Genomic DNA, 22,054 nt, shown 5'->3' on the forward strand with positions numbered 1-22,054 from the left:
GACCGCGGGTACGACAGCAAACGCACCCGGGACCTACTCGACGAGATCGGCTTCGACGCGCAGATCGCCCGCACAGGCATACCCGCACCCATCCAAGTTGGTAAACGCTGGGTGGTAGAGCCGACGAACTCGCGGATGAACGGGTTCGGCAAGATCCGCCGCTGCACCCACCGCGACGCCACCGTCATCGACCTCTACCTGTACCTGGCAGCAGCGATCGTCACCGTACGTCAACTCATCCAACGGGCACGAACCCTCTACCGCTGGGACACCAGGCCCACCACCCGCCGACTCAAGTCACACCTACTGCCGGTCGCTCTAAGCGTCGGCGGAGCGGATGGTGTCGGTGGCTGTCAGTAGATCTTGGACAGTTTCCGTTCTCTCCTAACGGAAACTGTCCAAGATCTCGCGGATTGTGGCCGAAGCATGGCGCGACGGCGGGTGTCGGCGTCGTGGGACGACCGGCGTGCGGCGGTGGAAACCGGCGACAGGACGGTCCGGCGGAGCGGCGGCGCGTTGAGACCGGCCGCCGGGCCACCGGTGATTCAGCGGGCGTTGATGCGCCCGTCTGTGCGGCCCGTCTGTGCGGCCTGCCTGTGCGGTCCGCCCGGCCGAGCCGGTCGACTCCGCCAGGCGGTGCGGCGGGAGTGGGGCGGCCGCGGCCATCGGTGCGGCACCACGGCACCACGGCGGGGCGGGCGGCACCCGCGGGGCGGCACCAGGGCGGGGCGGCGGGACGGCCGGGTGGTGTGACCGCCAGGCGGCGGGCCGGGCGGGCGGCGGTCGGATGGGTGGGTGAGGTGGGTGCGGGAACAATGGCGGTGGCGGGCTGGTTGTGGCGGGTGTCGGTGTGACTCAGTGTCCGCGGGCCTCACCTAGTATCGCCCTCGCGGAATACCGTTCGGCTGGAGCCGCGTCGTGCTACTCGCTGAGAGGCGACCTGCACACCGACGCCAGCGCCGCCCCCGGCCCACCAGCCGGGGGCGGCGCTGTCTGTGTTCAGCTGTCGGATCGTCACGGCACAATGTCCGGGTGACTGACGCACAGTTGTGGTCCGAGCAGTCGGGCGTACTCGTACTTCCCAGTGGGGCGACGGTGCGCGGTCGCCGCATCGCTGCTGCGGCCTCGCCCGCCGACTTCGCCGTGCTGCTGGCACCTGGTCCGGAGCCGGCCTGGCCGTACCGGCGGATCCGATGGCCCGATTTCTGGGTGCCGCTGGACCGCGCCGAAGCCCTCGACGTCCTACGGGAAGCGCTGCGACGGGCCCACGACGGTGAACGTGTCGAGGTGGCCTGTCGGGGTGGGTTGGGTCGCACCGGGACGGCCCTGGCCGCGCTGGCGATCCTCGACGGTCTGCCGGTCGAGCGGGCGGTGCCGTGGGTGCGGGCCGGTTACCACCCGAAGGCGGTGGAAACCCCCTGGCAGCGGCGCTGGCTGCGCCGCGTCACCTGACACCGCCGCCGGACCGCCGCCGGACCGCCGCCGGACCGCCGAACCGCAGCCATTGGCACCGCCGGAACGCCGCCACTGGCACCGCCGGACCGCAGCCGCTCGTGCCGGCCCCCATCGCCGGTGTGCGTCGGCCGCTGGCGGGGCACCGGCGTCAGCCCTGACCGATCACCGCCGGGTCGTTGACGTACTCGCGGAGGTGCTTGGCGGTGAGGGTGTCGCCGGTGGCGACCAGTTCGGCCGGTGTGCCGGTGAAGACGATGCGGCCACCGTCGTGGCCGGCGCCGGGGCCCAGGTCGATGAGCCAGTCGGCGTGTGCCATGACCGCCTGGTGGTGTTCGATGACGATCACCGTGTTTCCGGCGTCGACCATCCGGTCGAGCAGGGCCAGTAGTTGGTCCACGTCGGCCAGGTGCAGGCCCGTGGTCGGCTCGTCGAGGACGTACGTGGTGGTCTTCTCGGCCAGGTGGATGGCGAGCTTGAGTCGTTGTCGCTCCCCGCCGGACAGGGTGGTCAGGGGTTGGCCGAGGCTGAGGTAGCCCAGCCCGACGTCGACCAACCGGCCGAGGACGAGGTGCGCCGCCCCGGTGGGGAAGAACGCGTACGCCTCGGTGACGGACATGGTCAGCACCTCGTGGATGTTCTTGCCGCGCAGTGTGTACGTGAGCACCGTGTCGGTGAAGCGCCGCCCCTCGCAGCGTTCGCAGACGCTCGCGACGCCGGCCATCATCGCCAGGTCGGTGTAGATGAGGCCGATTCCCTTGCAGGTCGGGCAGGCGCCCTCGGAGTTGGCGCTGAACAGCGCGGCCTTGACCCCGTTGGCCTTGGCGAAGGCGGTGCGGATCGGGTCGAGCAGCCCGCTGTAGGTGGCCGGGTTGCTGCGTCGTGAGCCGCGGATCGGGGACTGGTCGACGATGACGACCCCGGACCGGCCGCGCAGCGAGCCGTGGATCAGGGAACTCTTGCCGGAGCCGGCCACGCCGGTGACCACGGTGAGGACCCCGAGCGGGATGTCCACGTCCACGTCGTGCAGGTTGTGCAGGTCGGCCTTGCGGATGGCGAGCTGCCCGGTGGGTTGGCGGACGTCGGAGCGCAGGGTCACCCGGTGGTCCAGGTGCCGGCCGGTGAGCGTGTCGGAGCGGCGCAGGCCGGGGATGTCGCCGGTGAAGCAGATCCGGCCACCGTCGGTGCCGGCGCCCGGGCCGAGGTCGACCACGTGGTCGGCGATGGCGATGGTCTCCGGTTTGTGTTCCACCACCAGCACGGTGTTGCCCTTGTCGCGCAGCCGCAGCAGCAGGTCGTTCATCCGGGCGATGTCGTGCGGGTGCAGGCCGACGGTGGGTTCGTCGAAGACGTAGGTGACGTCGGAGAGGCTGGAGCCGAGGTGCCGGACCATTTTCACCCGTTGCGCCTCGCCGCCGGAGAGGGTCGCCGACTCGCGGTCCAGGCTGAGGTAGCCCAGACCGATCTCGACCAGGGAGTCCAGCAGGTCGCGTAGGTTGGCGACGAGTGGCGCGGCTCCCGGGTCGTCGACGGTGCGGACGAACGCTGCCAGGTCGCTGATCTGCATGGCCGAGCAGTCGGCGATGGTGCGCCCGGCGATCCGTGATGACAGGGCCGCCGCGTTGAGTCGGGTGCCGCCGCAGTCGCCGCAGCTGGTGAAGGTGACCGCCCGGTCGACGAAGGCGCGGATGTGCGGTTGCATCGACTCGCGGTCCTTGGCCAGGAGGAGTCGCTTGACCTTGACCGCCAGCCCTTCGTACGTCCAGTTGTTGCTGCCCACCTTGATCTTGGTGGCTGGCTTGTGCAGGAGGTCCTCCCACTGTTGCGGGGTGAAGTCCTGGAGTTTGACGTCCGGGTCGAACAGGCCGGAGCCGACGATGGTCTGCCAGTACCAGGAGTCGACAGCGAAGTTGGGCACTGTGATCGCGCCGTCGTTGAGGGAGCGCTCGACGTCGACCAGCTCGTTGACGTCGAGGTCGGAGACCCGGCCCAGCCCCTCGCAGGTGGGGCACATGCCCTCGGGCAGGTTGAAGCTGAACACCCCGGGGCCGCCGATGGACGGTTGGCCGAGCCGGCTGAAGAGGATCCGCAGCATCGCGTACGCGTCGGTGGCGGTGCCGACGGTGGAGCGGGAGTTGACCCCCATCCGCTCCTGGTCGACGACGATGGCAGCGCTGAGGTTGCGGAGCGAGTCGACGTCCGGCCGGTTGAGGTTCGGCATGAACGACTGGAGGAACGCGCTGTAGGTCTCGTTGATCATGCGCTGGGACTCGGCGGCGATGGTGCCGAAGACCAGCGACGACTTGCCCGACCCGGAGACGCCGGTGAAGACGGTCAGCCGGCGTTTGGGGATGTCGACCGAGACGTCGGCGAGGTTGTTCTCCCGCGCCCCGCGTACCTCGATCATGTCGTGGCTGTCGGCGGACCATGTTGGCTGCGACATACGGACCCTTCACGGAATCGTGGCGGGACTTCGCCCCGCCGGGCACTGGCGGGTTCCATTGTCTCATTCATCCCCATGTAGACACTTCTGCCGGCGTCCGAGCGCAGACAGCGGTGCTACGTCCGGGAAAGTCTCAAATCATGTCGTAAGCGGTACGGTGGCTCGCGTGGACGTCGCCTCACAGGATCGGCTGCGCGCCGTGGACCTGGCCGCCACCGTCGGGATCTCGGTGCAGCAGGTGCGCAACTACGTCGAGTTGGGGGTGCTGCCGCCGGTTCGCCGCACCGCCAGCGGCTACCGGATCTTCACGACCGAGCACGCCCGGGCGCTGAGCGTGGCGCGGCGGTTGGCCGAGGGACACGGTTGGAGCCGTACCCGGGAGATCATGGCGGCGGTGCACGCTGGTGACCTGCCGGCAGCCCTGGCGGCGCTCGACGGCGGCCATGCCGAGCTGGACCGGGAACGCGCCGAGATCCGCCGGGTGCTCGGCGCCTTCGAGACCGTGCTGGCCAGCCCGCCGGCGACCCGACCCGCGCCACGCCACGGCGCCCGCATCGGCGAGGTCGCCACCCTGGTCGGGGTCCGGACCTCGCAGCTGCGGCTGTGGGAGGAGCGCGAGCTGCTGCGGCCGGGCCGCACCCCGGGGACCAACTACCGGGTGTACGACGAGGCGGAGCTACGCGCGGCGCAGGTCATCGCGTTGCTGCGGCGGGGCGCGTACCCGTTCGAGATCATCGCCGCGGTGCTGGGCGAGCTGCGGACCACCGGCAGCGCCCAGCGGGTCCGCGCCGAGCTGGGACGCCGCGAGCAGGAGCTGCACACCCGCAGCCTGCGCCGACTGCGGGGCAGCGCCGCCCTGCACGACTACCTGCGCGCTCGCGGCGACGCGAGTTGACCGGCATCCCGTCTCGCCGGGCGATGCTCCTGACTAGGGTCGGGCACATGAGAGCTGCGCTGCTGGCGGCCACGACGTCCGCCGTCCTGCTCGCTCCCGTGCCGGTCGGTGCGGCGGGAGCGTCCGCCGCGCCGACGGTGCGCTGTCCCCGGGTTCCGGTGCCGGCGGCGTCCCGCCCACCCCGGCCGTCGCCCCCGCCCGCCGTGGCCGAGCAACGGGTGATCGGCGGCGCGGCGCTGGACACGGCCGGCCTGGTCGTGCCGTCCGGCGTCGCCGCGCCGCCGAGGATCACCGCCACCTCGTGGCTGGTCGCCGACCTGGACAGCGGCCAGGTGCTCGGCGGCTGCGGCCCCCACGAGTACGGCACACCGGCGAGCGTGCAGAAGCTCCTGCTGGCGGCCACGATGCTGCCCAGGCTCGACCCGAAGCAGGTTGTCACCGTCACCGACGCGGATATGAACATCGAACCCGGCTCCTCGGCCGTGGGCCTGGTCGCGGGCGGCCGGTACACCATCGAGACCATCTGGCTCGGGTTACTGCTCAACTCCGGCAACGAAGCCGCCAACGCTCTCGCGCGACTCGGCAGCGGAACGGACAGCGCCGCCGGCGTACGCGCCATGAACGAGCAGGCCCACCACCTCGGCGCGCTCCAGACGCACGCGGTCACCCCGTCCGGGCTGGACGGCAAGGGGCAGTTCACCAGCGCGTACGACCTGGCGCTGATCGCCCGTGCCTGCTTCGCCGAACCGAACTTCCGTCGGTACGCGCTGACCGAGCAGGCGTCGATTCCGGTTCAGCCGGCGCAACGCACCAAGGGCTTCGAGATCCAGAACGAGAACCAGCTCATCTACCGGTACCCGGGGGCGCTCGGCGGCAAGACCGGCTTCACCGACCTGGCCCGGCACACCTACGTGGGGGCGGCGGAACGCGGCGGGCGGCGGCTGGTGGTGACCCTGCTGGGCGCCGAATCGGCACCGGTGCGCGGCTGGGAGCAGGGCGCGGCCCTACTGGATTGGGGCTTCACGCTGCCGCGGGACGCCGCCGTGGGTCGACTGGTCGAGCCCGGCGAGCTGACCGCCACCCCGTCGGCGGCGCCGTCCGCGCTGGCGGCACCCGGCGCGCCCCGACCGGCGGGGGCCAGCGGGCCCGCGCCTACCGGCTCGGGGTGGCTCTGGTCGGTGATCGCGGTCAGCGGCGCGACGGTGGTGGCGTTGATGGGCGGCGTGCTGTGGCGGCGTCGCCGTCGGATGCCCTGACGGATCGACATCGGGCGCTGCCATCCATAGACTCCGGTCTTTCTGGCTCCACCAGTCCAGGAGGATCCCTGTGTCGAGTGAACTCGAACCGCGCCCCGCAGTGGCGGCACCCCGCCGACCGGTGCGCGCCCTGACCCGCCTCGCGGGGGTGACAGTGCTCGCCGGGGCGCTGGTCGTCGGCTCGTCCGCCACGGCGCTCGCCGCCCCGGGCCCGTCGGCCGACCCGGTGAGCGTCTCCGCCGCGCCGCCCGTTGCTGCCGACGCCGCCACCCGACCGCCGCGGACCACCCACGGCCCGTGCGCGTACACCGAGACCCCGGACGAACCCGCAGCCCGGCCCGTGCCGCTGCCGCCCGACCCGCGACGCACCCCGGCCCGGGGCAGTGTCCGGGTGACCCTGGCGACCAACCACGGGCCCATCGGGTTGACACTGGATCGGGCCGCGGCGCCGTGCACGGTGCAGAGCTTCCTGCACCTGGTGAGCAAGCGGTTCTACGACCGCACCCCGTGCCACCGGCTCACCGCGTACCCGACGCTGAGCGTGCTGCAGTGCGGTGACCCGTCCGGCACCGGTGAGGGCGGTCCGGGCTACCGGTACCGCGACGAGTTGCCGACGGACCTGCCGCCCGCGCCCACCGACCCGACCGGGGAGCGCCGGGTGTACGCCCGTGGCGTGCTGGCCATGGCCAACGCCGGGCCGGACACCAACGGCAGCCAGTTCTTCCTGGTCTACGCCAACTCCGCGTTGCGCCCCAACTACACGATCTTCGGCGAGGTCGACGGGGCGGGCCTGGCCACGCTGGACCGCATCGCCGCCGGGGGAGTGGCACCGACCGCTGAGGACCCGGCACCGGTCGACGGCGCGCCCGCACTGCCGGTGACCATCCGCAAGGCCGTCCGCTGGCACCACCACTGACCGCGCGGCGCGGTGGGTGACCGTCGGTCGCTCACCGCGCCGGCCGTGGGTCGTTCCCGGTCCTGCGCGGCCTCGCCGGAATTTTCGGGAACGGACCGGAACCGGTCCAACCGGTTTCCGGGGCAGGTCAGGCCGTCACGCCGAGGCGGGCGACCCGGTCAGCGGGGCGGCGGTGCTGTCCCGAACGACCAACTCGGTGGCGAGTTCCACCCGGGGCGAGTCGATGCCCTCGCCCTGGGCCAGGCGCAGCACGGTTCGGGCAGCCAACCGTCCCATCTCGACCAACGGTTGGCGCACGGTGGTCAGCGGCGGTGAGGCCCAGCGGGCTTCCGGCAGGTCGTCGAACCCCACCACGCTCACGTCGTCCGGCACGCGCAGCCCGCTTCGCCGGATGGCCTCGTAGACGCCGAAGGCCATCTGGTCGCTGGAGGCGAAGATGCCGGTCGGCGGGTCGGCGAGGTCGAGCAGCGCGGTCCCGCCGGCGAAACCGGAGGCGTGGTAGAAGTCGCCCGGGTAGATCAGCGCGTCGTCCACCGGCACCCCGGCGGCCTCCAGCCCGGCCCGGTAACCGTCGAGCCGGGCCCGGCTGCACAGCAGGTGCGTCGGCCCGGCCACGAAACCGATGCGCCGGTGCCCGATCGCGAGGAGATGTTCGGTCGCGGCGAGCCCGCCGGCCCAGTTGGTGGCGCCGATCGTGGGCACGTCCATGGCCGGTACGCCGGCCGGGTCCACGACCACCACCGGCACGTTGAGGCGACGCAGTTGCGCGTGCAGCGGCGGGCTCAGGTGCGAGGTCACGAAGATGACGCCGTCGGTGGCCCGGGTGCGCAGGTTCTGCAACCACTGCCGGGCCGCTGTGGGTTGCCGGTGGATCGCGGAGACCACGGTGCCGACACCCGCGCCGTGCCCGACGTCCTCCACGCCGCGGATGATCTCCACGGCCCAGGGACTGTCCAGGTCGTTGAAGACCAGGTCGACGAGACCGGCGCGGCGAACGCTGCGGCTGGTGCGACGCCGGTAGCCGTGGTGGCGCAACAACTCCTCGACCCGCTCCCGGGTGTCCGGGGCCACATCGGAGCGTCCGTTGAGCACCCGTGACACGGTCGGCACCGACACTCCGGCCTCCCGTGCGATCGCGGTGATGGTCACCCTGCGTCCGTCGTCCGCGCCCACCCGCGTCTCCTTCACCGAGCCGGAGGAACGACCACCAGGCGTCGCCCACCGTGTGTCCCGAAACGGCGTGCCCGTTCCACGCGTCATCTTGCCTCACCGATGGGGGTTGACGACATGCCAGGCCGACCGAAGCTTCGCTTGAGTTGCGGAAAAGTTCCGGAGATTTTCCGGTTACTTTCGGTCGGCGGACCAGATGGATCCTGGGATGGTGGCCCTGGTCGGGCTGATAGACAGGACTCGTGCGCTACCGCCTGGCCGTCGTGCTCGCGCTCGCCGCGCTGCTGGGCGGCTGCTCGCGGCCGGAGCCCCGCCCCGCGCCGGCCGCGCCGCAGCCGACGTCGGCGAACCCCACACCCACGCCGACCCCGTCCACCTCCGTGCCGGCCCCGCTACCGGGGTTCGTGGTGCTGACCGACCTCGACCCGCGCATCCACGCCGACATCCGGTACGCCACACCGCACAACTTCGTCGGCCGACCGATCGCCGGCTACCGCGAGCCGCTGTGCCTGCTCACCCGGCAGGCGGCCGAGGCCCTGCGTCGCGTACAGGACGCCGCGCTGACCGGTGGGCACAGCCTCAAGGTGTACGACTGCTACCGCCCGCAACCGGCGGTGGACGACTTCGTCGCCTGGTCGAAGCGCCCCGACGAGCAACAGACCAAGGCCGAGTTCTACCCGGACCTGGCCAAGAACCGGCTCTTCGCCGACGGTTACATCGGCGCGCCCACCGCGCACAGCCGCGGCAGCACCCTGGACCTGACCCTCGTCGACGAGCCCGCCGCCAGCCAACCTCCGTACCGGGTCGGGCAACCGCTGGTCGCCTGCACCGCGCCGCGCGGGCAGCGCTTCGGTGACAACAGCATCGACATGGGTACGGGCTTCGACTGCTTCGACTCGCGGGCGCACACGGCCGACCCCCGCATCACCGGGACGGCGCGGGACAACCGTCGCTTGTTGCAGCGGCTGATGACCGACGCCGGGTTCGTCAACTACGACCGTGAGTGGTGGCACTACAGCCTGAGCGACGAGCCGTACCCGGACACGTTCTTCGCCGCCCCGGTCGCCCGCTCCTCGGTCGGCTGACGTCAGGTCCAGTAGAGGACCCGGCAGGCTGGAACGCGGGCGGTGAGTTCGGCGGTGAACCAGTCGCGCAGCTCGGTCATCTGCTCACGCGGGTAGACGTACTTCACCGCGCCGAACTTGCCGTGCTTGCGGGTGCGGGACTCCTCGTCCATCTCCAGCCGGGTACGCGGGTACCAGCCGAGCAGCACCTCCTTGCTGCCCGGTGTGAACCGGTGGGTGATCAGCTCGGCGGTCAGGTCCAGGTCGGGCACCCCGTCGACCGCCGCGCGGACCTGGTCGAGCAGTTCGCCGTAGCGTTCCCGCCAGTGCGGCAGCGCGATGATCGGCGCGATGGTCAGCCCGACCGGGTAACCGTCGAGGGCGAGCCGGCGCAGCGCGGCCAGCCGGTCCGGCACCCGGGCGGTGCCGCCCTCGAACCGTTCGCTCACCGGGGCGCAGTTGACGCTGAAGCGGACCCGGGTCCGCCCGGCGTGCGGCAGCCCGACGAAGGTGTCCACATCGGCGTACTTGGTGGTCCAGCGCAGTTGCGCGGGGGCGTCCCAGTCGGCGAAGTGCTGGACCGCGCGCCGCCAACTGCCGGTCAGGTGCTCCAGGGCGAGCGGGTCGGTGTAGCAGGACGCCTCGAAGGTGGTGCCCTCGTCGGCGCGCCGCGCGTTGCGGCTGGTCACCGTGCCGCGCCCGGCGTACGCGGCCAGCCCGCTGAGGATGTCGTCGAGGTCCGCGTACACCCGGGTCACGGGCGGGCCGGACAGGGATCCGGCGAGGTAGCAGTACTGGCAGTGCGCCGGGCAGCCCTCGGCCAGGTCGACCCGCCAGTCGGCGCTCGGCGCGATGGGTTGCAGCACGCGCCGCGAGGGTGGGCTCACCACTATCGCCATCGTCGACTTGGCCCGGGCATAGGTTTCCCGGTCGGTCTGCCCGCGTACCCCGGTGAGCCGGTTGGCGCGCAGGTGTTCCACCTCGATCCCGAGTGTCCGCACCCGTTCGGCGATCCGTTGGCCGTGCGGGTGGTCGAGCGCGGCGGGGGTGGCCACCACCCTGCTCGGGGTCCAGCGGCGCGCCGACCGGGTCGGCGGCGCGAGGCCGGCGAGGTCGCGGGTCGGCACGCGTTCGCCGCTGGCGTCGTGCGGCGCGGCGGGCACGTCCACGGCGAGCGGCTGGTCGACGTCGACACCGTCCGGGCTGGTCACCGGGCCGGGATACCCGCTGCCGCAGGAATCCCACCCGTTCGGGCAATCGGCGATTGACGCGATCAGGTCAGAGGAATAACCTTTCGTCTATCTGTAAACCTTGTGAACAGATGTACCTCGACGCGGCGGCGCGCGTCCCCACCGAAGGGACGATCAGGTGATCGCAGAACTTTCCTCCCGTACCAGACGAATCCTGTCGTTGTTCGTCGCCCTGGTCGTCGCCCTGACCGCCGGTGTCGCGGTCAGCGCCACCCGAAGCGCGCAGGCCGCGCCGACGTTCAAGGTCCTGGCCTTCTACAACGGCACCTGGGACGCCGCGCACATCGACTTCGTCAAGGACGCCCGGGCCTGGTTCCCGCAGGCCGCCGCCCAGCACGGTTTCTCCTGGGAGGCCACCAACAACTGGAGCCTGCTGAACACCTCCAACCTGGCCCAGTACAAGGTCGTCATGTTCCTCGACGACGCGCCGCCCGCCGCGCAACGCGCCGCGTTCCAGCAGTACGTGCAGAACGGCGGGGGATGGCTGGGCTTCCACGTCAGCGCGTTCACCACCAACCCGTCGAGCTGGAGCTGGTACTACAACACCTTCCTCGGCACCGGCTCGTTCCAGACGAACACCTGGGGACCCACCCGGGTCACGATGCGCGCCGACAACCGCACCCACGCCGCCACCCGGAACCTCCCGGCGACGTTCCCGTCGTCGATCAGCGAGTGGTACTCCTGGAGCAACGACCTGCGGCAGAACCCCAACATCGACATCCTCGCCTCCGTCGACGCGTCCAGCTTCCCGGTCGGCACGGACCCCAACCAGTCCTGGTACGGCGGCTACTACCCGCTCGTCTGGAGCAACCGGCAGTACAAGATGCTCTACGCCAACTTCGGCCACAACGCGATGAACTACAACACCAACACCGGGCTGTCGTCCACCTTTGACAGCGCGCAGCAGAACCAGTTGCTGATCGACGGACTGCACTGGCTGGCCGGTGTCGGTACCGTCCCGCCGACCACGCCCCCGCCGTCCGACGGCATCTCGCCGACCGCCTGGCACACGGTTGTCAACCGGGGCAACGGCAAGTGCGTGGACGCGCGGGCCGCGGCCAGCGCGAACGGCACGGCCATCCAGCAGTACGCGTGCAACAGCAGCACCGCGCAGCAGTACCAGTTCGTCCCGACCAGCGGCGGGTACCTGCGGGTCAACAACCGCAACAACAGCGGCCAGGTGCTCGACGTCACCGACCGGTCGACAGCCGACTCCGCACCCATCCAGCTCTGGTCCTACAGCGGCGGCAACAACCAGCAGTGGCGGGCCGAGCCCGAGGGCGGCGGCTACTACCGCCTGGTCAACCGCGCCAGCGGCAAGTGTCTCGACGTGCCGGGCGCGTCCACGGCGGACAGCGTCCAGCTCATCCAGTACGCCTGCAACGGCACCGCGGCGCAGTCCTTCCGCCTGGTGCCGCAGTCATAGCTCCACCGCCACGTCCGCGCCGGGGTGAACCGCGACTCGCCCCGGCGCGGACCCGGCGGCGCGCGTGAACCGGGCGGCGACGTCCCGGACGACGGCACGCAGCTCCGGTGGGTCGAGCACATCGAAGTCGACAGCCAGGGTGCCGAGGAAGGCGGCGAGGTTTCCCAGCGACTCGCCGCCGGTGTGCAGCAGACAGGTCCGCTCGTCGATCGCCTCCAACAGGCCCGCGGTGGTGGGGATCCGCTGCGCCATGGTCTCGGCCGACGCGTGCAGGCGTACCCGGGCGGGCTGTGGCCAGGCCGTGGAGCCGACGCCGCGCAGCACGTGCGCGACCGCGTCGCCACCTGGCGGCTCCCGCGGCGCGAAGCGGGGGCCGGTCGGCACCCGGGGCTGGATCCGGTCGGCGCGGAAGGTCCGCCAGTCGGCCCGGTCGGTGTCCCACCCCAGCAGGTACCACCGCCGCCCCGTGTAGACCAGGCGGTACGGCTCGACGTCGCGCACGCTGACCGTGCCGTCATGGCCGGCGTAGTCGAACCGCAGCCGCTCCCGACGGTGCGCGGCCGTGGAGACGGCGGTGAGAGTGTCGGCGTCCACGGTCGGGCCACCGCCGGCGGCCGAGAGTGTCGCCGAGCGCAGGGCGTCCACCCGGTGCCGCAGCCGGGACGGCAGCGACTGCTCCAGCTTGGCCAACGCCCGCAGCGAGGTCTCCTCGATACCGGTCACCGAGCCGCCAGCCGCCGCCCGCAACCCGACGGCCACCGCCACCGCCTCGTCGTCGTCGAGCAGCAGCGGTGGCAGCGCAGACCCGGCGCCGAGCCGGTAGCCGCCGGCGACCCCCGGGTGTGACTCGATCTGGTAGCCCAGCACCCGCAGCCGCTCCACATCCGCTCGTACCGTGCGGGTGGTGACCGCGAGCCGTTCGGCCAGCTCCGCGCCGGACCACTCCCGGCGCACCTGTAGGAGAGTCAGCAGCCGCAGCAGGCGCACGGAGGTCTCCACCATGTCCGCGAGTCTGCCCTACGACCGTCCGCGGGGGATATCCATTGCGGACGCGCCGCAGCCCTCCTACTGTCGTCGGTGCACAGTCGACCGAGCAACCCGGAGGGAGTACGCCATGTCGCGACGCGTCCGCACCGACGCCCGCTGGTGTCTGCTCCCCGCCGGCACCCCTTTGCAGCTCACCGGCAATGCCCGTGCCTACCGCCCAGCGCGGCGCACCGAGCCGGGGTGGCGCGACTGACGCCGACGCTGACGCGTCCGCCGGCCGCCCATCCCCACCGGGATCGGGCGGCCCTTTCGTATCCGCGCACCACCGCTGGCCGTCAAATATGATCATTAACGGTCACCGCACGACAGAAGGAGACCACGATGGGATTCACCCCCCTCGCCGGTACCCGGGCACCGGTCCGGGTCTGGACCGACCCGTACGCCATCGAGCCGCAGGCCGCCAAGCAGCTGCGCAACATCGGCGCGCTGCCCTGGGTGCAGGGTGTCGCCGTCATGCCCGACGTGCACTTCGGCAAGGGCGCCACGGTCGGCTCGGTGATCGCGATGCGGCAGGCCGTCTCGCCGGCCGCGGTCGGCGTCGACATCGGTTGCGGGATGTCGGCGGTGCGTACCTCGCTGACCGCCGCCGACCTGCCGGACGACCTGGCCGGGCTGCGTTCGGCGATCGAGGCCACCATCCCGGTCGGCTTCGCCCAGCGCACCGACTCGGTCGACACCCGTCGGATCCGGGGCCTGGAGCAGGCCGGCTGGGACGACTTCTGGGGTCGGTTCGCCGGCCTGGACCGGCGGGTGGCGCAGCTGGAGACGCGGGCGCAGCGGCAGATCGGCACCCTCGGCGGGGGCAACCACTTCATCGAGGTCTGCCTGGAGCAGGGCGGCGCCGACGAGGGGCAGGTCTGGCTGATGCTGCACTCCGGGTCCCGCAACATCGGCAAGGAGCTGGCCGAGCGGCACATCGGGGTGGCCCGCGGGCTGCCGCACAACGTCGACCTTCCGGACCGGGACCTGGCCGTGTTCCTCGCCGGGACGCCCGAGATGGACGCGTACCGGCGGGACCTCTGGTGGGCGCAGGAGTACGCGCGGCGGAACCGGGCGGTCATGCTGGCCCTGCTCTGCGGCGTGGTGCGTGAGCACTTCCCGCAGGTCGGCTACGACGAGCCCATCAGCTGCCACCACAACTACGTCTCCGAGGAGAGCTACGACGGGGTGGACGTGCTGGTGACCCGCAAGGGCGCCATCCGGGCCGGCCGGGGTGACCTGGGCATCATCCCCGGGTCGATGGGCACCGGGTCGTACATCGTGCGGGGGCGGGGAAACCCGGACGCGTACTGCTCGGCGTCGCACGGGGCGGGGCGTCGGATGTCCCGGGCGCAGGCCAAGCGGACGTTCAGCACGGAGGACCTGGCCGCGCAGACCGCCGGGGTGGAGTGCCGCAAGGACGCCGGGGTGGTCGACGAGATCCCCGGCGCGTACAAGGACATCACCGAGGTGATGGCCCAGCAGGAGGACCTGGTCGAGGTGGTCGCGCACCTCAAGCAGGTGGTCTGCGTGAAGGGCTGACGTGCCGTGGGGGGCGGGGGGGCCCGGCCCCCCCCCCCCCGGGGGGGCGCCGCCGCCCCCCCCCCCCCCGGGGGGGGGGGGGGGCGGGGGGGGGGGGGGGGGCCCCCCCCCCCCCCACGGCCGCTGGTCAGAAGCCGACGAAGACCCGGCGCAGGTCGTCGAGGGTCACCGGGCCGGTCACCTGCACCGCGTCGGGGGTGTGCTGAGTGCCCAGCCGGCCGGTGGCCAGCCGCAGCCACGCCTCGGCCGGGGCCACCAGCTCCCCGTCGGGGCGCTCCGGCGCGTCGACGATCTCGAGCTTCTCGCCCAGCCGCAGCCCGAACGTCCGCTTGGGCGCGTGCAGCCGGACCAGCACCGTGGCCTCCCGGCCGGCCAGCTCCTGGGGCCGGCTGGTCCAGGCCAGCATGCCGCCGATCTGGTCGAGCAGCAGCGCCACCGCCCCCGGCGTCACCGCCGCGAACCTGTTGAACGCCACCTCGGCGTCCCACTGGTGCAGGGCGAACTCGCTGAGCCGGAAGCGGGCCGCGGTGGCCACGTCGACCGGCTCCGGCAGGAAGCCGAGGTCGATCCGCATCGAGGCCCGGGTCTCGGCGTCCAGCGCCTCGTACGCCTCGACCAGCCGTTCGTTGGTGGCGAGGAACCCGGCGGCGTGCTCGGCCGGGGACATCGCGTCCCAGCGCGCCCAGACGCCACGGTTGAAGTCCCCGTCCGGGCCGGGCGCGCCGGAACGGGCGGCGTCCAGCGTCGCCAGGTTGATCTCGGCGCCGCTGCCCAGGTGGCTCAGCACCTGGGAGACCTGCCACTCGCTGGCCCCCGACGGCCGCAGCAGGTCGTCCTCCTTGAGGTCGCGTACGAGCGCGGCGAGCTCCTCGTGGCCCGCGCGCAGAGCGGTGATGATCTGGTCAGCAGGGGTCGACATGGATCTCCTCAAACGGATTTTCGACGATGGTCCGGACGCTACCGGACGTGGCCGCCGGCCGGCCCGCCCCGGTGTCGGGCGCGTTCCGGCCGGCGGCCACGTCGGTCAGGCTCAGCCCATGTGCACTGTGTTGCCGGTCGGGATGTCCTCCTTGCGGACCTTCACCAGGACGAGGGTGGCCAGTCCGGCGAGCACGATCAGCGCCGCGCCCCAGGCGAAGGCCACCCGGTAGCCGTGCACCAGCGCCTCGACCTGGTTGACCGGGTTCGGCGCCCGGCCGACCAGATAGGCGGCGACCGCGCTGGTGTAGAAGGTGTTCAGCAGCGCGGTGCCGAGCGAGCCACCGATCTGCTGGGTGGCGTTGAGCGTCGCGCTGGCCGCGCCGGCGTCGTGCTCCGGCACCCCGACCAGGGCGAGGCTGGACAGCGGGACGAAGGTGAAGCCCAGCCCGAGGCCCAGGACGACCTGCGCGGGCAGCAGGTGGGTGAGGAACGAGGTGTCCACGTCGATCTGGGTCAGCACCAGCATGCCCAGGGCGGCGAGCACCGAACCGGTGACCATCAGCGGCTTGGCACCCAACCGGGGCATCAGTTGACTGGCGCCACCCGCGGCGATGAGCACACCGGCGGTGACCGGCAGGGACGCGAGACCGGCTTCGAGGGGCTTGTACTGCAACACCACCTGGAAGTAGAAGGTCAGGAAGAGGAACGCCCCGAACAGGCCGGCGCCGATCAGCGTCGAGGTGAGGAACGCCCCGCCCCGGTTGCGGTCCAGCACGATCCGCAGGGGCAGCAGCGGGTGGCTGGAGCGCAGCTCGATCACCACGAAGGCGGCGAGCAGCACCACGCCCGCGGCGATGAAGGCGAGCGTCGCGGTCGCGTCCCAGCCGTCCTCGGCGGCCTTGGTGAAGCCGTAGACCAGGGAGACCAGGCCGGCGGTCACCACGATCGCACCGGGTACGTCGTAGCGGGTGTTGCCGTGGGCCCGGCTCTCCGGCACCAGTGGCAGCGCGAACGCGATGGCGATGGCGGCGACCGGGATGTTGACCAGCAGGCACCAGCGCCAGTCGGCGTACTCGGTGAGCACACCGCCGAGCAGCAGGCCGACCGCCGACCCGCCGCCGGCGATCGCGCCGTACACCGCGAAGGCCTTGGCCCGTTCGGTGGCCTCGGTGAACAGGACGGTGAGCAGCGCCAGCGCGGCCGGGGCGAGCAGCGCGCCGAAGGCGCCCTGCAACGCGCGGGCGGCGAAGAGCATCTCACCGGTGGTGGCCAGTCCGCCCAGGGCGGAGGCGAGCGCGAAACCGGTCATGCCGACCAGGAAGGTGCGCTTGCGCCCCCAGTAGTCGGCGATGCGACCGCCGAGCAGCAGCAGACCACCGAAGGCCAGCGTGTAGGCGGTGATCACCCACTGCCGGTTCGCGTCGGTGATCCCCAGGTCGGCCTGGGCCTGCGGGAGCGCGATGTTCACGATCGTGGCGTCCAGGACGACCATCAGCTGTGAGACCGCGATGACCGCCAGCGCGATCCAGCGCCGCGGGTGCGGTGCGCCAGTCGACGGCCCGGCGTTGGGCGCGCCGGGCGCGGTCGAGGTGGTTCCGGGCATGGTGAAGCCTTCCGTGTTGCGAATATCGGTGAATCAGGCCGGCGAGGGACGGTCGTGCTGATAGCGGAGTACCGGGATCAGCACCTGGTCGACGACCTGGGTGAGGAACGCGTCATCGGCGGGTAGGCCGTGCGCGACGATGCGGGACATGGTGAGCGCGGGCGCCAGATCGTGGAACAGCTCCCGCTCGCCGGCCTCCGGCGGGATCTCTCCACGGGAGGCGGCCCGGACCAGGATGGCGGTGGTTGCCACCCGCCCGGCCGGCAGCACCTGGTGACGCACCAGGCGTTCCAGCTCGGGGTTGGTCCGCATGGCGAAGGTCAACGCCTGCATGAGGTCGCAGTCGGCCGTGCAGATCGCGGCCGTGGCCCGCAGCAGCTCGATCAGGTCTCCGCGAAGGGAGCCGGTGTCGGGCGGGTTGTGGACACCCACGTGCCGGTCGCGCAGGGCGGCGACGACCAGCTCGGCCTTGCCGTCCCAGCGTCGGTAGATGGTGGCCTTGCTGACGTGGGCGCGGGCGGCGACGGCGTCGATGGTCATCCGGTCGAAGCCGACCTCGCGCAGGGTGTCGATGACGACGGTGAACAGGTCGCTGTCGGTGCAGCGCGGAGCCCGGGCTGCCGGCACCCCGGCGCCCGCGCCCACCTGTTGACCACCCAGCATTTCGACCCCCCGCGAAACGATGTCGTACTGACCATAGTTCGCGGTTGGCTGGTCGTGCAGGGTTTCGTGAGTTGCCTCGCACTCGGGCGACGAAACGGTGACGTTTCACCTGGAGTCAGCCCGGGTGTCAGGATCGGCCCGGGTCGTGGTCAGGAACCCAGCGCCACTTCCACTGTCTTGCGGGTGCCCCAGCCGGTGCGCCAGCAGGTGGCGACGCCGTACCAGCGGATCGCCCGCAGCACGACCAGGGCGAACACCACAGCGACGGGCGTGAGGAGCCAGGTGCCCCACTGGTACGCCGTCGACTGGTCCGATCGCCGCACCGTCATGTAGCGGAGCGCCTGCCCGTACCCCACGATCAACGGCACGGCCACCAGCCACGGGATCGCCCGCGGATCGGGGTCGATGATCGGCGACAGGACCGCCACCGCCACGAACAGCACCGTCGCGACCACCGTGGCCGCCCAGCGCAGCAGATGCAGCCACCACGCGATCGACCGCAACGACAGGTACCGGACGCGCCACCAGGTCCTGATGAAGCTGCCGCGCATCCAGCGCAGGAACATCCGGCAGAAGTGCCCGGCGTTCTCCGGCATGAGGGAGAACGCGAACGCCGACGGCTGCTGCACGGTACGTCCCCGGACCATCGCGAAGAGGGTGAGGAGGGAGTCGTCGGAGAAGGGCACCCGCTGGCCGAAGAACGTCTCCGTCAGATAAGCCCCGAGGTTGTCGCGAACCACCTCCGCGCGGTAGGCGGCGATCGGGCCCGAGTTCACCCACACACACCCGAACACCGACAGCGACGACCGGTCGGTGAGCTGCCCGGTCACCAGCCACAGGTCGGTGAACCGGGTGAGGAAGCTGCTGCGCACGTTCGCGGCCATCACCACCCCCGCGACGGACTGCACCGCCGGGTCGGCGAAGGGCTTCAACAACTCCCGGAGGGCGTTCGGGTCCGAGATGGTGTCCGAGTCCACCGTCCAGTAGATGTCGGCTGCCGGTGTCGACCGCACCGCGGCGGCCTGGGCGTGCCGCTTCCCGGCATTGGGTTGGATGTGCCAGGCGGCGACGATCCCGTGTACGGGGGCGACGTCGAGGAACCACCGCTTGATCGGCTGGTAGCCCTCGGTCAGCTTCGACCCGTCGTCCACCACGTAGATGGTGTCCGGCTTGCGCGTCTGGAAGATCATGGATTCGAGGCAGGCCCGCAGCGCGCCCGGGTCCTCGTTGTACGCCGGCACGATACCCACCACGTGCAGGGCGTCGAGGTGCCCCTGCATCCGGTCGGTGACCACGGCGGGCTTCTCCAGATAGGAGGTGCCGAGCTGCCAGATCAGCAGCAGAAACATGGCGGCGTACGCGACGGTGAAGCGGTGGCCGCCCCCGTCGATGGCGCCGATCACGGCGAGGACGTGATGGGCGGTCCACGCCGCCGCGGCGGCCAGGACGACCGCCGCGGCGAACAGGACACGACCCCTCGTGACGCTCGCGGTCACTGTCCGACCGACTGCTGACGACGGAACGTCATTCGGATCATGATGAAGCCGACGAGGACGGCGGTCGCTCCGGTGAGGGCGATGGTGAGCGGTAGGGGGAGGGCGTAGCTGCCGATACCGGCCGCGCCGCCGATCGTGACAACGCCCATACCGGTACGGGGAAGGCTGCCACCGGACATGATGTATCTCCGCTCTGTCAGGGATGGTGAGGCTGTCGCGGCGACCGGTGCGACTCCGATGTGGCCCAGCCGCCGCAGCGCTGAACAGCGAATATGACTCTGCGCAACGACGCGCTCACGTTGGCAAACATGTCTGCGCAGGTCAATCTCGAAGGTCACGGGGACGGGCGTCCGGGCAAGCCCGACGAACCGTCCCCCTGCCGGCGTGTCGGAGACGTTCTCACCGGTTCCACCGCGTCTGACCTGCGCTTTCACCGATTGGCCGCGCCAGCCGGGAAGATGCCGACGAAGAGTCGCTCTGTCGGGTAGACGTCAGGCCCGCATGTCGATGTCGACAAATGGATGACGCACCGGGTTAACACCCTCTCGGGCAGGGCGGTCAGTCGCGAGGTACGAGGATTACCGGTACTGCCATCGTGTGGATCCGCTCGCCGTTCTCGGCCGACACCTCGTACACCTCGACGGTGCCCTTCTGTTCGCGGACCGTGCGCCAGCCGACCACGACGCGGTAGCCGCCCCGGCAGCCGCTGCCGCAACTGGCGGTGCCGAAACCGGTGGCCACCTGCCGGCCGGCGGCGTCCAGCACCCGGACGCTCACCGTCGCCTCGAACACGGTGGCGGTGCCGGTGACGACGAGGGGAGCGGAGACGCGCTCACCGGGGATCGGGCCGGTGACCACGATCGGTGGCAGCAGGTCCGCGTAGTCCGCCCGGTCGACCGGGGCCGCGTCGTCGAGGCGGACCTGACGCACGCTGGGGAACTGGGTGAGCGTCCACACCACCTGCGCCTCGCGCAGCCGCCGGGTTCTCAGGTCGCCGACGGACGGCACCCGCAGCGTCGCCGTGCCGTCGGCGATGCGGGTGACCTCGACCCCGGCCGGAAGCAGGGTGATCATCCCGGTGGCGGCCTCGGCCGGGCTCGGCCCGGCGGCCAGTTCCGTCAGCGCCAGCCGGGACGTCGCGACAGTGCCCGGCCGGGTGCGCCGGGTCGGCACCAGCAGCCCGGCGCGGACGTACCACAGCTCCACGGTCACCGGGTCGAGCCGATGCGTGCCGGTGGACGCCGTCGTCGACGGACCCGGCGGCCGGTTCGTGGCTGGTGGTGCCGGTGCCGCGGCCCGGGTCGGGGTGGGTTCCGGCCGGTCGGTGGGTGCGACGCTCGGCGGCGGCGCGGCGGGCGCCAGGCCGAGGTCACCGGAGCGGGGAGTGCCGCAGCCGCCGAGCAGGAGCGCCGCGACCAGCGCCGGTGCGCCCAGCCCGACCGCGCCGCGGCCGGTCACCCCACACCGCCCGGCGTGCCGGCGGTACGCCCGACCGGACCCTGGACGGCGTCGTCCGGGTCCCGCAGGTCACCGTGCGGGCCGGCGGGCCCGGCGACGGGCAACTCCAACCGGAACCGGGTGCCCTCGCCTGGTTCGCTGCGCACGCTCAACGCGCCGCCGAGCACGTCGGCGTGCTCCCGGGCGATGGCCAGCCCGAGCCCGCTGCCCGGCGCGGAGCGGGACGGGTCGACCTGGTGGAACCGGTCGAACACCCGGGGCAGGTGCTCGGCCGGGATGCCCGGCCCCTCGTCGGTCACCTCGAAGACGACCAGGGGCCCGGCGCCCACCACGCTGGCCGTGATCTCGCCACCGCCGTGCTCGACCGCGTTGGCGACAAGGTTGGCCAGCACGCGCTCCAGCCGACGCCGGTCGGTGCGCGCCGCGACCGGAGCACCGGTGACCCGCACCCGGGGCGACCAGCCGCGCGCCGTCACGATGTCGTGCAGCAGCGCCAACGCGTCGACCGGCCCGACGGCCAGTTGCTCCCGCCCGGCGTCCAGCCGGGAGATCTCCATCAGATCCTCGACCAACCGGCGCAGCCGGACCACGTCGCCGACCAGCAACCGGGCCGCCGGCCGGGCGTCGTCGGGCAGCTGGTCGAGGTGCTCGCGCAGCAGCGACGCCGCGGCCACCAACGCGGTCACCGGGGTACGCAGCTCGTGCGCGACGTCGGCGGTGAACCGCCGCTCGCGGGCCTGCGCGGCCGACAGCGCCACGATCTTCGACTCCAGTGCCTCGGCCATCTCGTTGAAGGTCGCCGCCCAGACGCTGAACTCGTCGCGCCCGCGTACCGGCAGGCGGGTGGCGAGCAGACCCTCGGTGAGTGCTCGGGCGGCCCGGCTGGCCCGGCCCACCGGTTCCAACGTCCGGCGGGCCAACGCGTGACCCACTGCGGCGGCGAGCAACACCACCAGCACCCAGCCGGCCACCAGAGCGGTGCGTAGCTGACCCAGGTCGGTGGCGACGTCGTCCTCCACGGTCAGGACGTACAGCTCAGCGGTCGAACCGGGGATGCGCCCACCGATCACCAGCAGCCGAGGACGCTCCGCCGGCGCGGAGCGCTGATAGCCGAGCCGCCCGTCCGCGACGACGGCCCGCAACCGGGTGCCCAGCACCGGGGCGTACGCGGGGTGCGAGGCGCGGGTCGGGCCGTCGACGAGCAGCACGTGCCGACCGCTGGCCTCGAAGCTGGTGAGCAGTTCTGTGCTGCGCTGCTCGGTCAGCGGCAGGAACTGCCCAGCGAGAACGAGCTGGTAGCGGGCATCGGCGGCGGCCTCGTGCAGCGACGCGTCCAACCAGGACTGCCGCAGCAGCAGCCCGGTCCCACCGGCGAGCAGCCCGGCCGAGACGCCGGCGACCAGGACGAACGCGATCGTCAGCCGGCGCCGCAGCCGCCCGGGCAACACCGCGCGTCCGGCCATCGCCGCCCCC

At 72.0% G+C, this 22,054-nt stretch carries 19 protein-coding genes and 1 pseudogene; 9 read left to right on the forward strand and 11 right to left on the reverse strand.

Annotated features, from left to right (window positions below; genetic code table 11):
* Nucleotides 1–297: pseudogene (locus ACIBEF_RS30440) on the forward strand (IS5/IS1182 family transposase); the annotation flags it as partial.
* A 735-nt stretch (nt 298–1,032) separates the two neighbouring features.
* Complete coding sequence (locus ACIBEF_RS30445; RefSeq protein ID WP_396796788.1) at nt 1,033–1,452, forward strand: protein-tyrosine phosphatase family protein; 420 nt, start codon at nt 1,033–1,035, stop codon at nt 1,450–1,452.
* A 151-nt stretch (nt 1,453–1,603) separates the two neighbouring features.
* On the opposite strand, the gene ACIBEF_RS30450 is transcribed toward ACIBEF_RS30445, so the two are convergent.
* Nucleotides 1,604–3,895, reverse strand: a complete 2,292-nt coding sequence (locus tag ACIBEF_RS30450; protein ID WP_396796789.1) for an ATP-binding cassette domain-containing protein — start codon at nt 3,893–3,895, stop codon at nt 1,604–1,606.
* Nucleotides 3,896–4,061: 166 nt separating this feature from the next.
* Here ACIBEF_RS30450 and ACIBEF_RS30455 point away from each other — a divergent pair, with 166 nt between their 5' ends.
* From ACIBEF_RS30455 to ACIBEF_RS30465, 3 genes are all read left to right on the forward strand, one after another.
* Nucleotides 4,062–4,790 (forward strand): MerR family transcriptional regulator, encoded by a 729-nt coding sequence (locus ACIBEF_RS30455; RefSeq protein WP_396796791.1) that lies wholly within the window; start codon nt 4,062–4,064, stop codon nt 4,788–4,790.
* Between the two features lie 47 nt (nt 4,791–4,837).
* Nucleotides 4,838–6,046, forward strand: a complete 1,209-nt coding sequence (locus ACIBEF_RS30460; protein WP_396796793.1) for a D-alanyl-D-alanine carboxypeptidase family protein — start codon at nt 4,838–4,840, stop codon at nt 6,044–6,046.
* A 70-nt stretch (nt 6,047–6,116) separates the two neighbouring features.
* Nucleotides 6,117–6,962, forward strand: a complete 846-nt coding sequence (locus ACIBEF_RS30465) for a peptidylprolyl isomerase (protein ID WP_396796794.1) — start codon at nt 6,117–6,119, stop codon at nt 6,960–6,962.
* A gap of 135 nt (nt 6,963–7,097) precedes the next feature.
* On the opposite strand, the gene ACIBEF_RS30470 is transcribed toward ACIBEF_RS30465, so the two are convergent.
* The gene (locus tag ACIBEF_RS30470; protein ID WP_396796795.1) at nt 7,098–8,135 is read right to left on the reverse strand and encodes a LacI family DNA-binding transcriptional regulator; all 1,038 of its coding nucleotides are present in this window, start codon (nt 8,133–8,135) and stop codon (nt 7,098–7,100) included.
* Between the two features lie 239 nt (nt 8,136–8,374).
* Here ACIBEF_RS30470 and ACIBEF_RS30475 point away from each other — a divergent pair, with 239 nt between their 5' ends.
* Complete coding sequence (locus ACIBEF_RS30475; RefSeq protein ID WP_396796796.1) at nt 8,375–9,217, forward strand: M15 family metallopeptidase; 843 nt, start codon at nt 8,375–8,377, stop codon at nt 9,215–9,217.
* A 2-nt stretch (nt 9,218–9,219) separates the two neighbouring features.
* On the opposite strand, the gene ACIBEF_RS30480 is transcribed toward ACIBEF_RS30475, so the two are convergent.
* Nucleotides 9,220–10,407, reverse strand: coding sequence for a spore photoproduct lyase family protein (locus ACIBEF_RS30480; RefSeq protein WP_396796797.1), 1,188 nt, complete (start codon nt 10,405–10,407; stop codon nt 9,220–9,222).
* Between the two features lie 157 nt (nt 10,408–10,564).
* Between ACIBEF_RS30480 and ACIBEF_RS30485 the strand changes: the two genes are divergently transcribed.
* On the forward strand, nt 10,565–11,872 hold the full coding sequence (locus ACIBEF_RS30485) for an RICIN domain-containing protein (protein ID WP_396796798.1): 1,308 nt from the start codon (nt 10,565–10,567) through the stop codon (nt 11,870–11,872).
* Here the strand turns inward: ACIBEF_RS30485 and ACIBEF_RS30490 are convergent.
* Nucleotides 11,867–12,874 carry a helix-turn-helix transcriptional regulator gene (locus ACIBEF_RS30490; protein WP_396796799.1) on the reverse strand — a complete coding sequence of 336 codons (1,008 nt, stop codon included), beginning with the start codon at nt 12,872–12,874 and terminating at the stop codon, nt 11,867–11,869. The genes ACIBEF_RS30485 and ACIBEF_RS30490 overlap by 6 nt on opposite strands.
* Before the next feature lie 112 nt (nt 12,875–12,986).
* On the opposite strand from ACIBEF_RS30490, the gene ACIBEF_RS30495 reads away from it, so the two are divergent.
* Entirely contained in the window at nt 12,987–13,112 is a 126-nt protein-coding gene (locus tag ACIBEF_RS30495) for a hypothetical protein (protein WP_396796800.1), read from the forward strand.
* Nucleotides 13,113–13,240: 128 nt separating this feature from the next.
* Complete coding sequence (locus tag ACIBEF_RS30500; RefSeq protein WP_396796801.1) at nt 13,241–14,440, forward strand: RtcB family protein; 1,200 nt, start codon at nt 13,241–13,243, stop codon at nt 14,438–14,440.
* Between the two features lie 127 nt (nt 14,441–14,567).
* Here the strand turns inward: ACIBEF_RS30500 and ACIBEF_RS30505 are convergent, their stop codons facing one another.
* The 7 genes from ACIBEF_RS30505 to ACIBEF_RS30535 all read right to left on the reverse strand — a co-directional run bounded on the left by ACIBEF_RS30505 (nt 14,568) and on the right by ACIBEF_RS30535 (nt 22,044).
* Nucleotides 14,568–15,359, reverse strand: a complete 792-nt coding sequence (locus ACIBEF_RS30505) for a maleylpyruvate isomerase family mycothiol-dependent enzyme (RefSeq protein ID WP_396796802.1) — start codon at nt 15,357–15,359, stop codon at nt 14,568–14,570.
* Between the two features lie 111 nt (nt 15,360–15,470).
* Entirely contained in the window at nt 15,471–16,964 is a 1,494-nt protein-coding gene (locus ACIBEF_RS30510) for an MFS transporter (RefSeq protein ID WP_396796803.1), read from the reverse strand.
* Between the two features lie 33 nt (nt 16,965–16,997).
* Entirely contained in the window at nt 16,998–17,627 is a 630-nt protein-coding gene (locus ACIBEF_RS30515; RefSeq protein ID WP_396796805.1) for a TetR/AcrR family transcriptional regulator, read from the reverse strand.
* Nucleotides 17,628–17,776: 149 nt separating this feature from the next.
* A complete protein-coding gene (locus ACIBEF_RS30520; RefSeq protein WP_396796807.1) occupies nt 17,777–19,123 on the reverse strand; it encodes a glycosyltransferase in 1,347 nt (448 codons plus the stop codon).
* Nucleotides 19,120–19,461 (reverse strand): hypothetical protein, encoded by a 342-nt coding sequence (locus ACIBEF_RS30525; RefSeq protein ID WP_396796809.1) that lies wholly within the window; start codon nt 19,459–19,461, stop codon nt 19,120–19,122. Before ACIBEF_RS30525 ends, ACIBEF_RS30520 begins: the two co-directional genes overlap by 4 nt.
* A 220-nt stretch (nt 19,462–19,681) precedes the next feature.
* On the reverse strand, nt 19,682–20,581 hold the full coding sequence (locus ACIBEF_RS30530; protein ID WP_396796810.1) for a Gmad2 immunoglobulin-like domain-containing protein: 900 nt from the start codon (nt 20,579–20,581) through the stop codon (nt 19,682–19,684).
* A complete protein-coding gene (locus ACIBEF_RS30535; RefSeq protein WP_396796811.1) occupies nt 20,578–22,044 on the reverse strand; it encodes a sensor histidine kinase in 1,467 nt (488 codons plus the stop codon). Before ACIBEF_RS30535 ends, ACIBEF_RS30530 begins: the two co-directional genes overlap by 4 nt.
* Between the last annotated feature and the right edge of the window lie 10 nt (nt 22,045–22,054).

It is taken from the genome of Micromonospora sp. NPDC050795, assembly GCF_044456785.1.
Taxonomy (GTDB): domain Bacteria; phylum Actinomycetota; class Actinomycetes; order Mycobacteriales; family Micromonosporaceae; genus Micromonospora.

Excerpts from the sequence above, each read along its gene's own strand:
- ACIBEF_RS30450 (WP_396796789.1), bottom strand. The coding sequence starts at position 3,895 with ATGTCGCAGCCAACATGGTCCGCCGACAGCCACGACATGATCGAGGTA.
- ACIBEF_RS30460 (WP_396796793.1), top strand. The coding sequence starts at position 4,838 with ATGAGAGCTGCGCTGCTGGCGGCCACGACGTCCGCCGTCCTGCTCGCT.
- ACIBEF_RS30490 (WP_396796799.1), bottom strand. The coding sequence starts at position 12,874 with ATGGTGGAGACCTCCGTGCGCCTGCTGCGGCTGCTGACTCTCCTACAG.
- ACIBEF_RS30495 (WP_396796800.1), top strand. The coding sequence starts at position 12,987 with ATGTCGCGACGCGTCCGCACCGACGCCCGCTGGTGTCTGCTCCCCGCC.
- ACIBEF_RS30500 (WP_396796801.1), top strand. The coding sequence starts at position 13,241 with ATGGGATTCACCCCCCTCGCCGGTACCCGGGCACCGGTCCGGGTCTGG.
- ACIBEF_RS30505 (WP_396796802.1), bottom strand. The coding sequence starts at position 15,359 with ATGTCGACCCCTGCTGACCAGATCATCACCGCTCTGCGCGCGGGCCAC.
- ACIBEF_RS30510 (WP_396796803.1), bottom strand. The coding sequence starts at position 16,964 with ATGCCCGGAACCACCTCGACCGCGCCCGGCGCGCCCAACGCCGGGCCG.
- ACIBEF_RS30515 (WP_396796805.1), bottom strand. The coding sequence starts at position 17,627 with ATGCTGGGTGGTCAACAGGTGGGCGCGGGCGCCGGGGTGCCGGCAGCC.
- ACIBEF_RS30535 (WP_396796811.1), bottom strand. The coding sequence starts at position 22,044 with ATGGCCGGACGCGCGGTGTTGCCCGGGCGGCTGCGGCGCCGGCTGACG.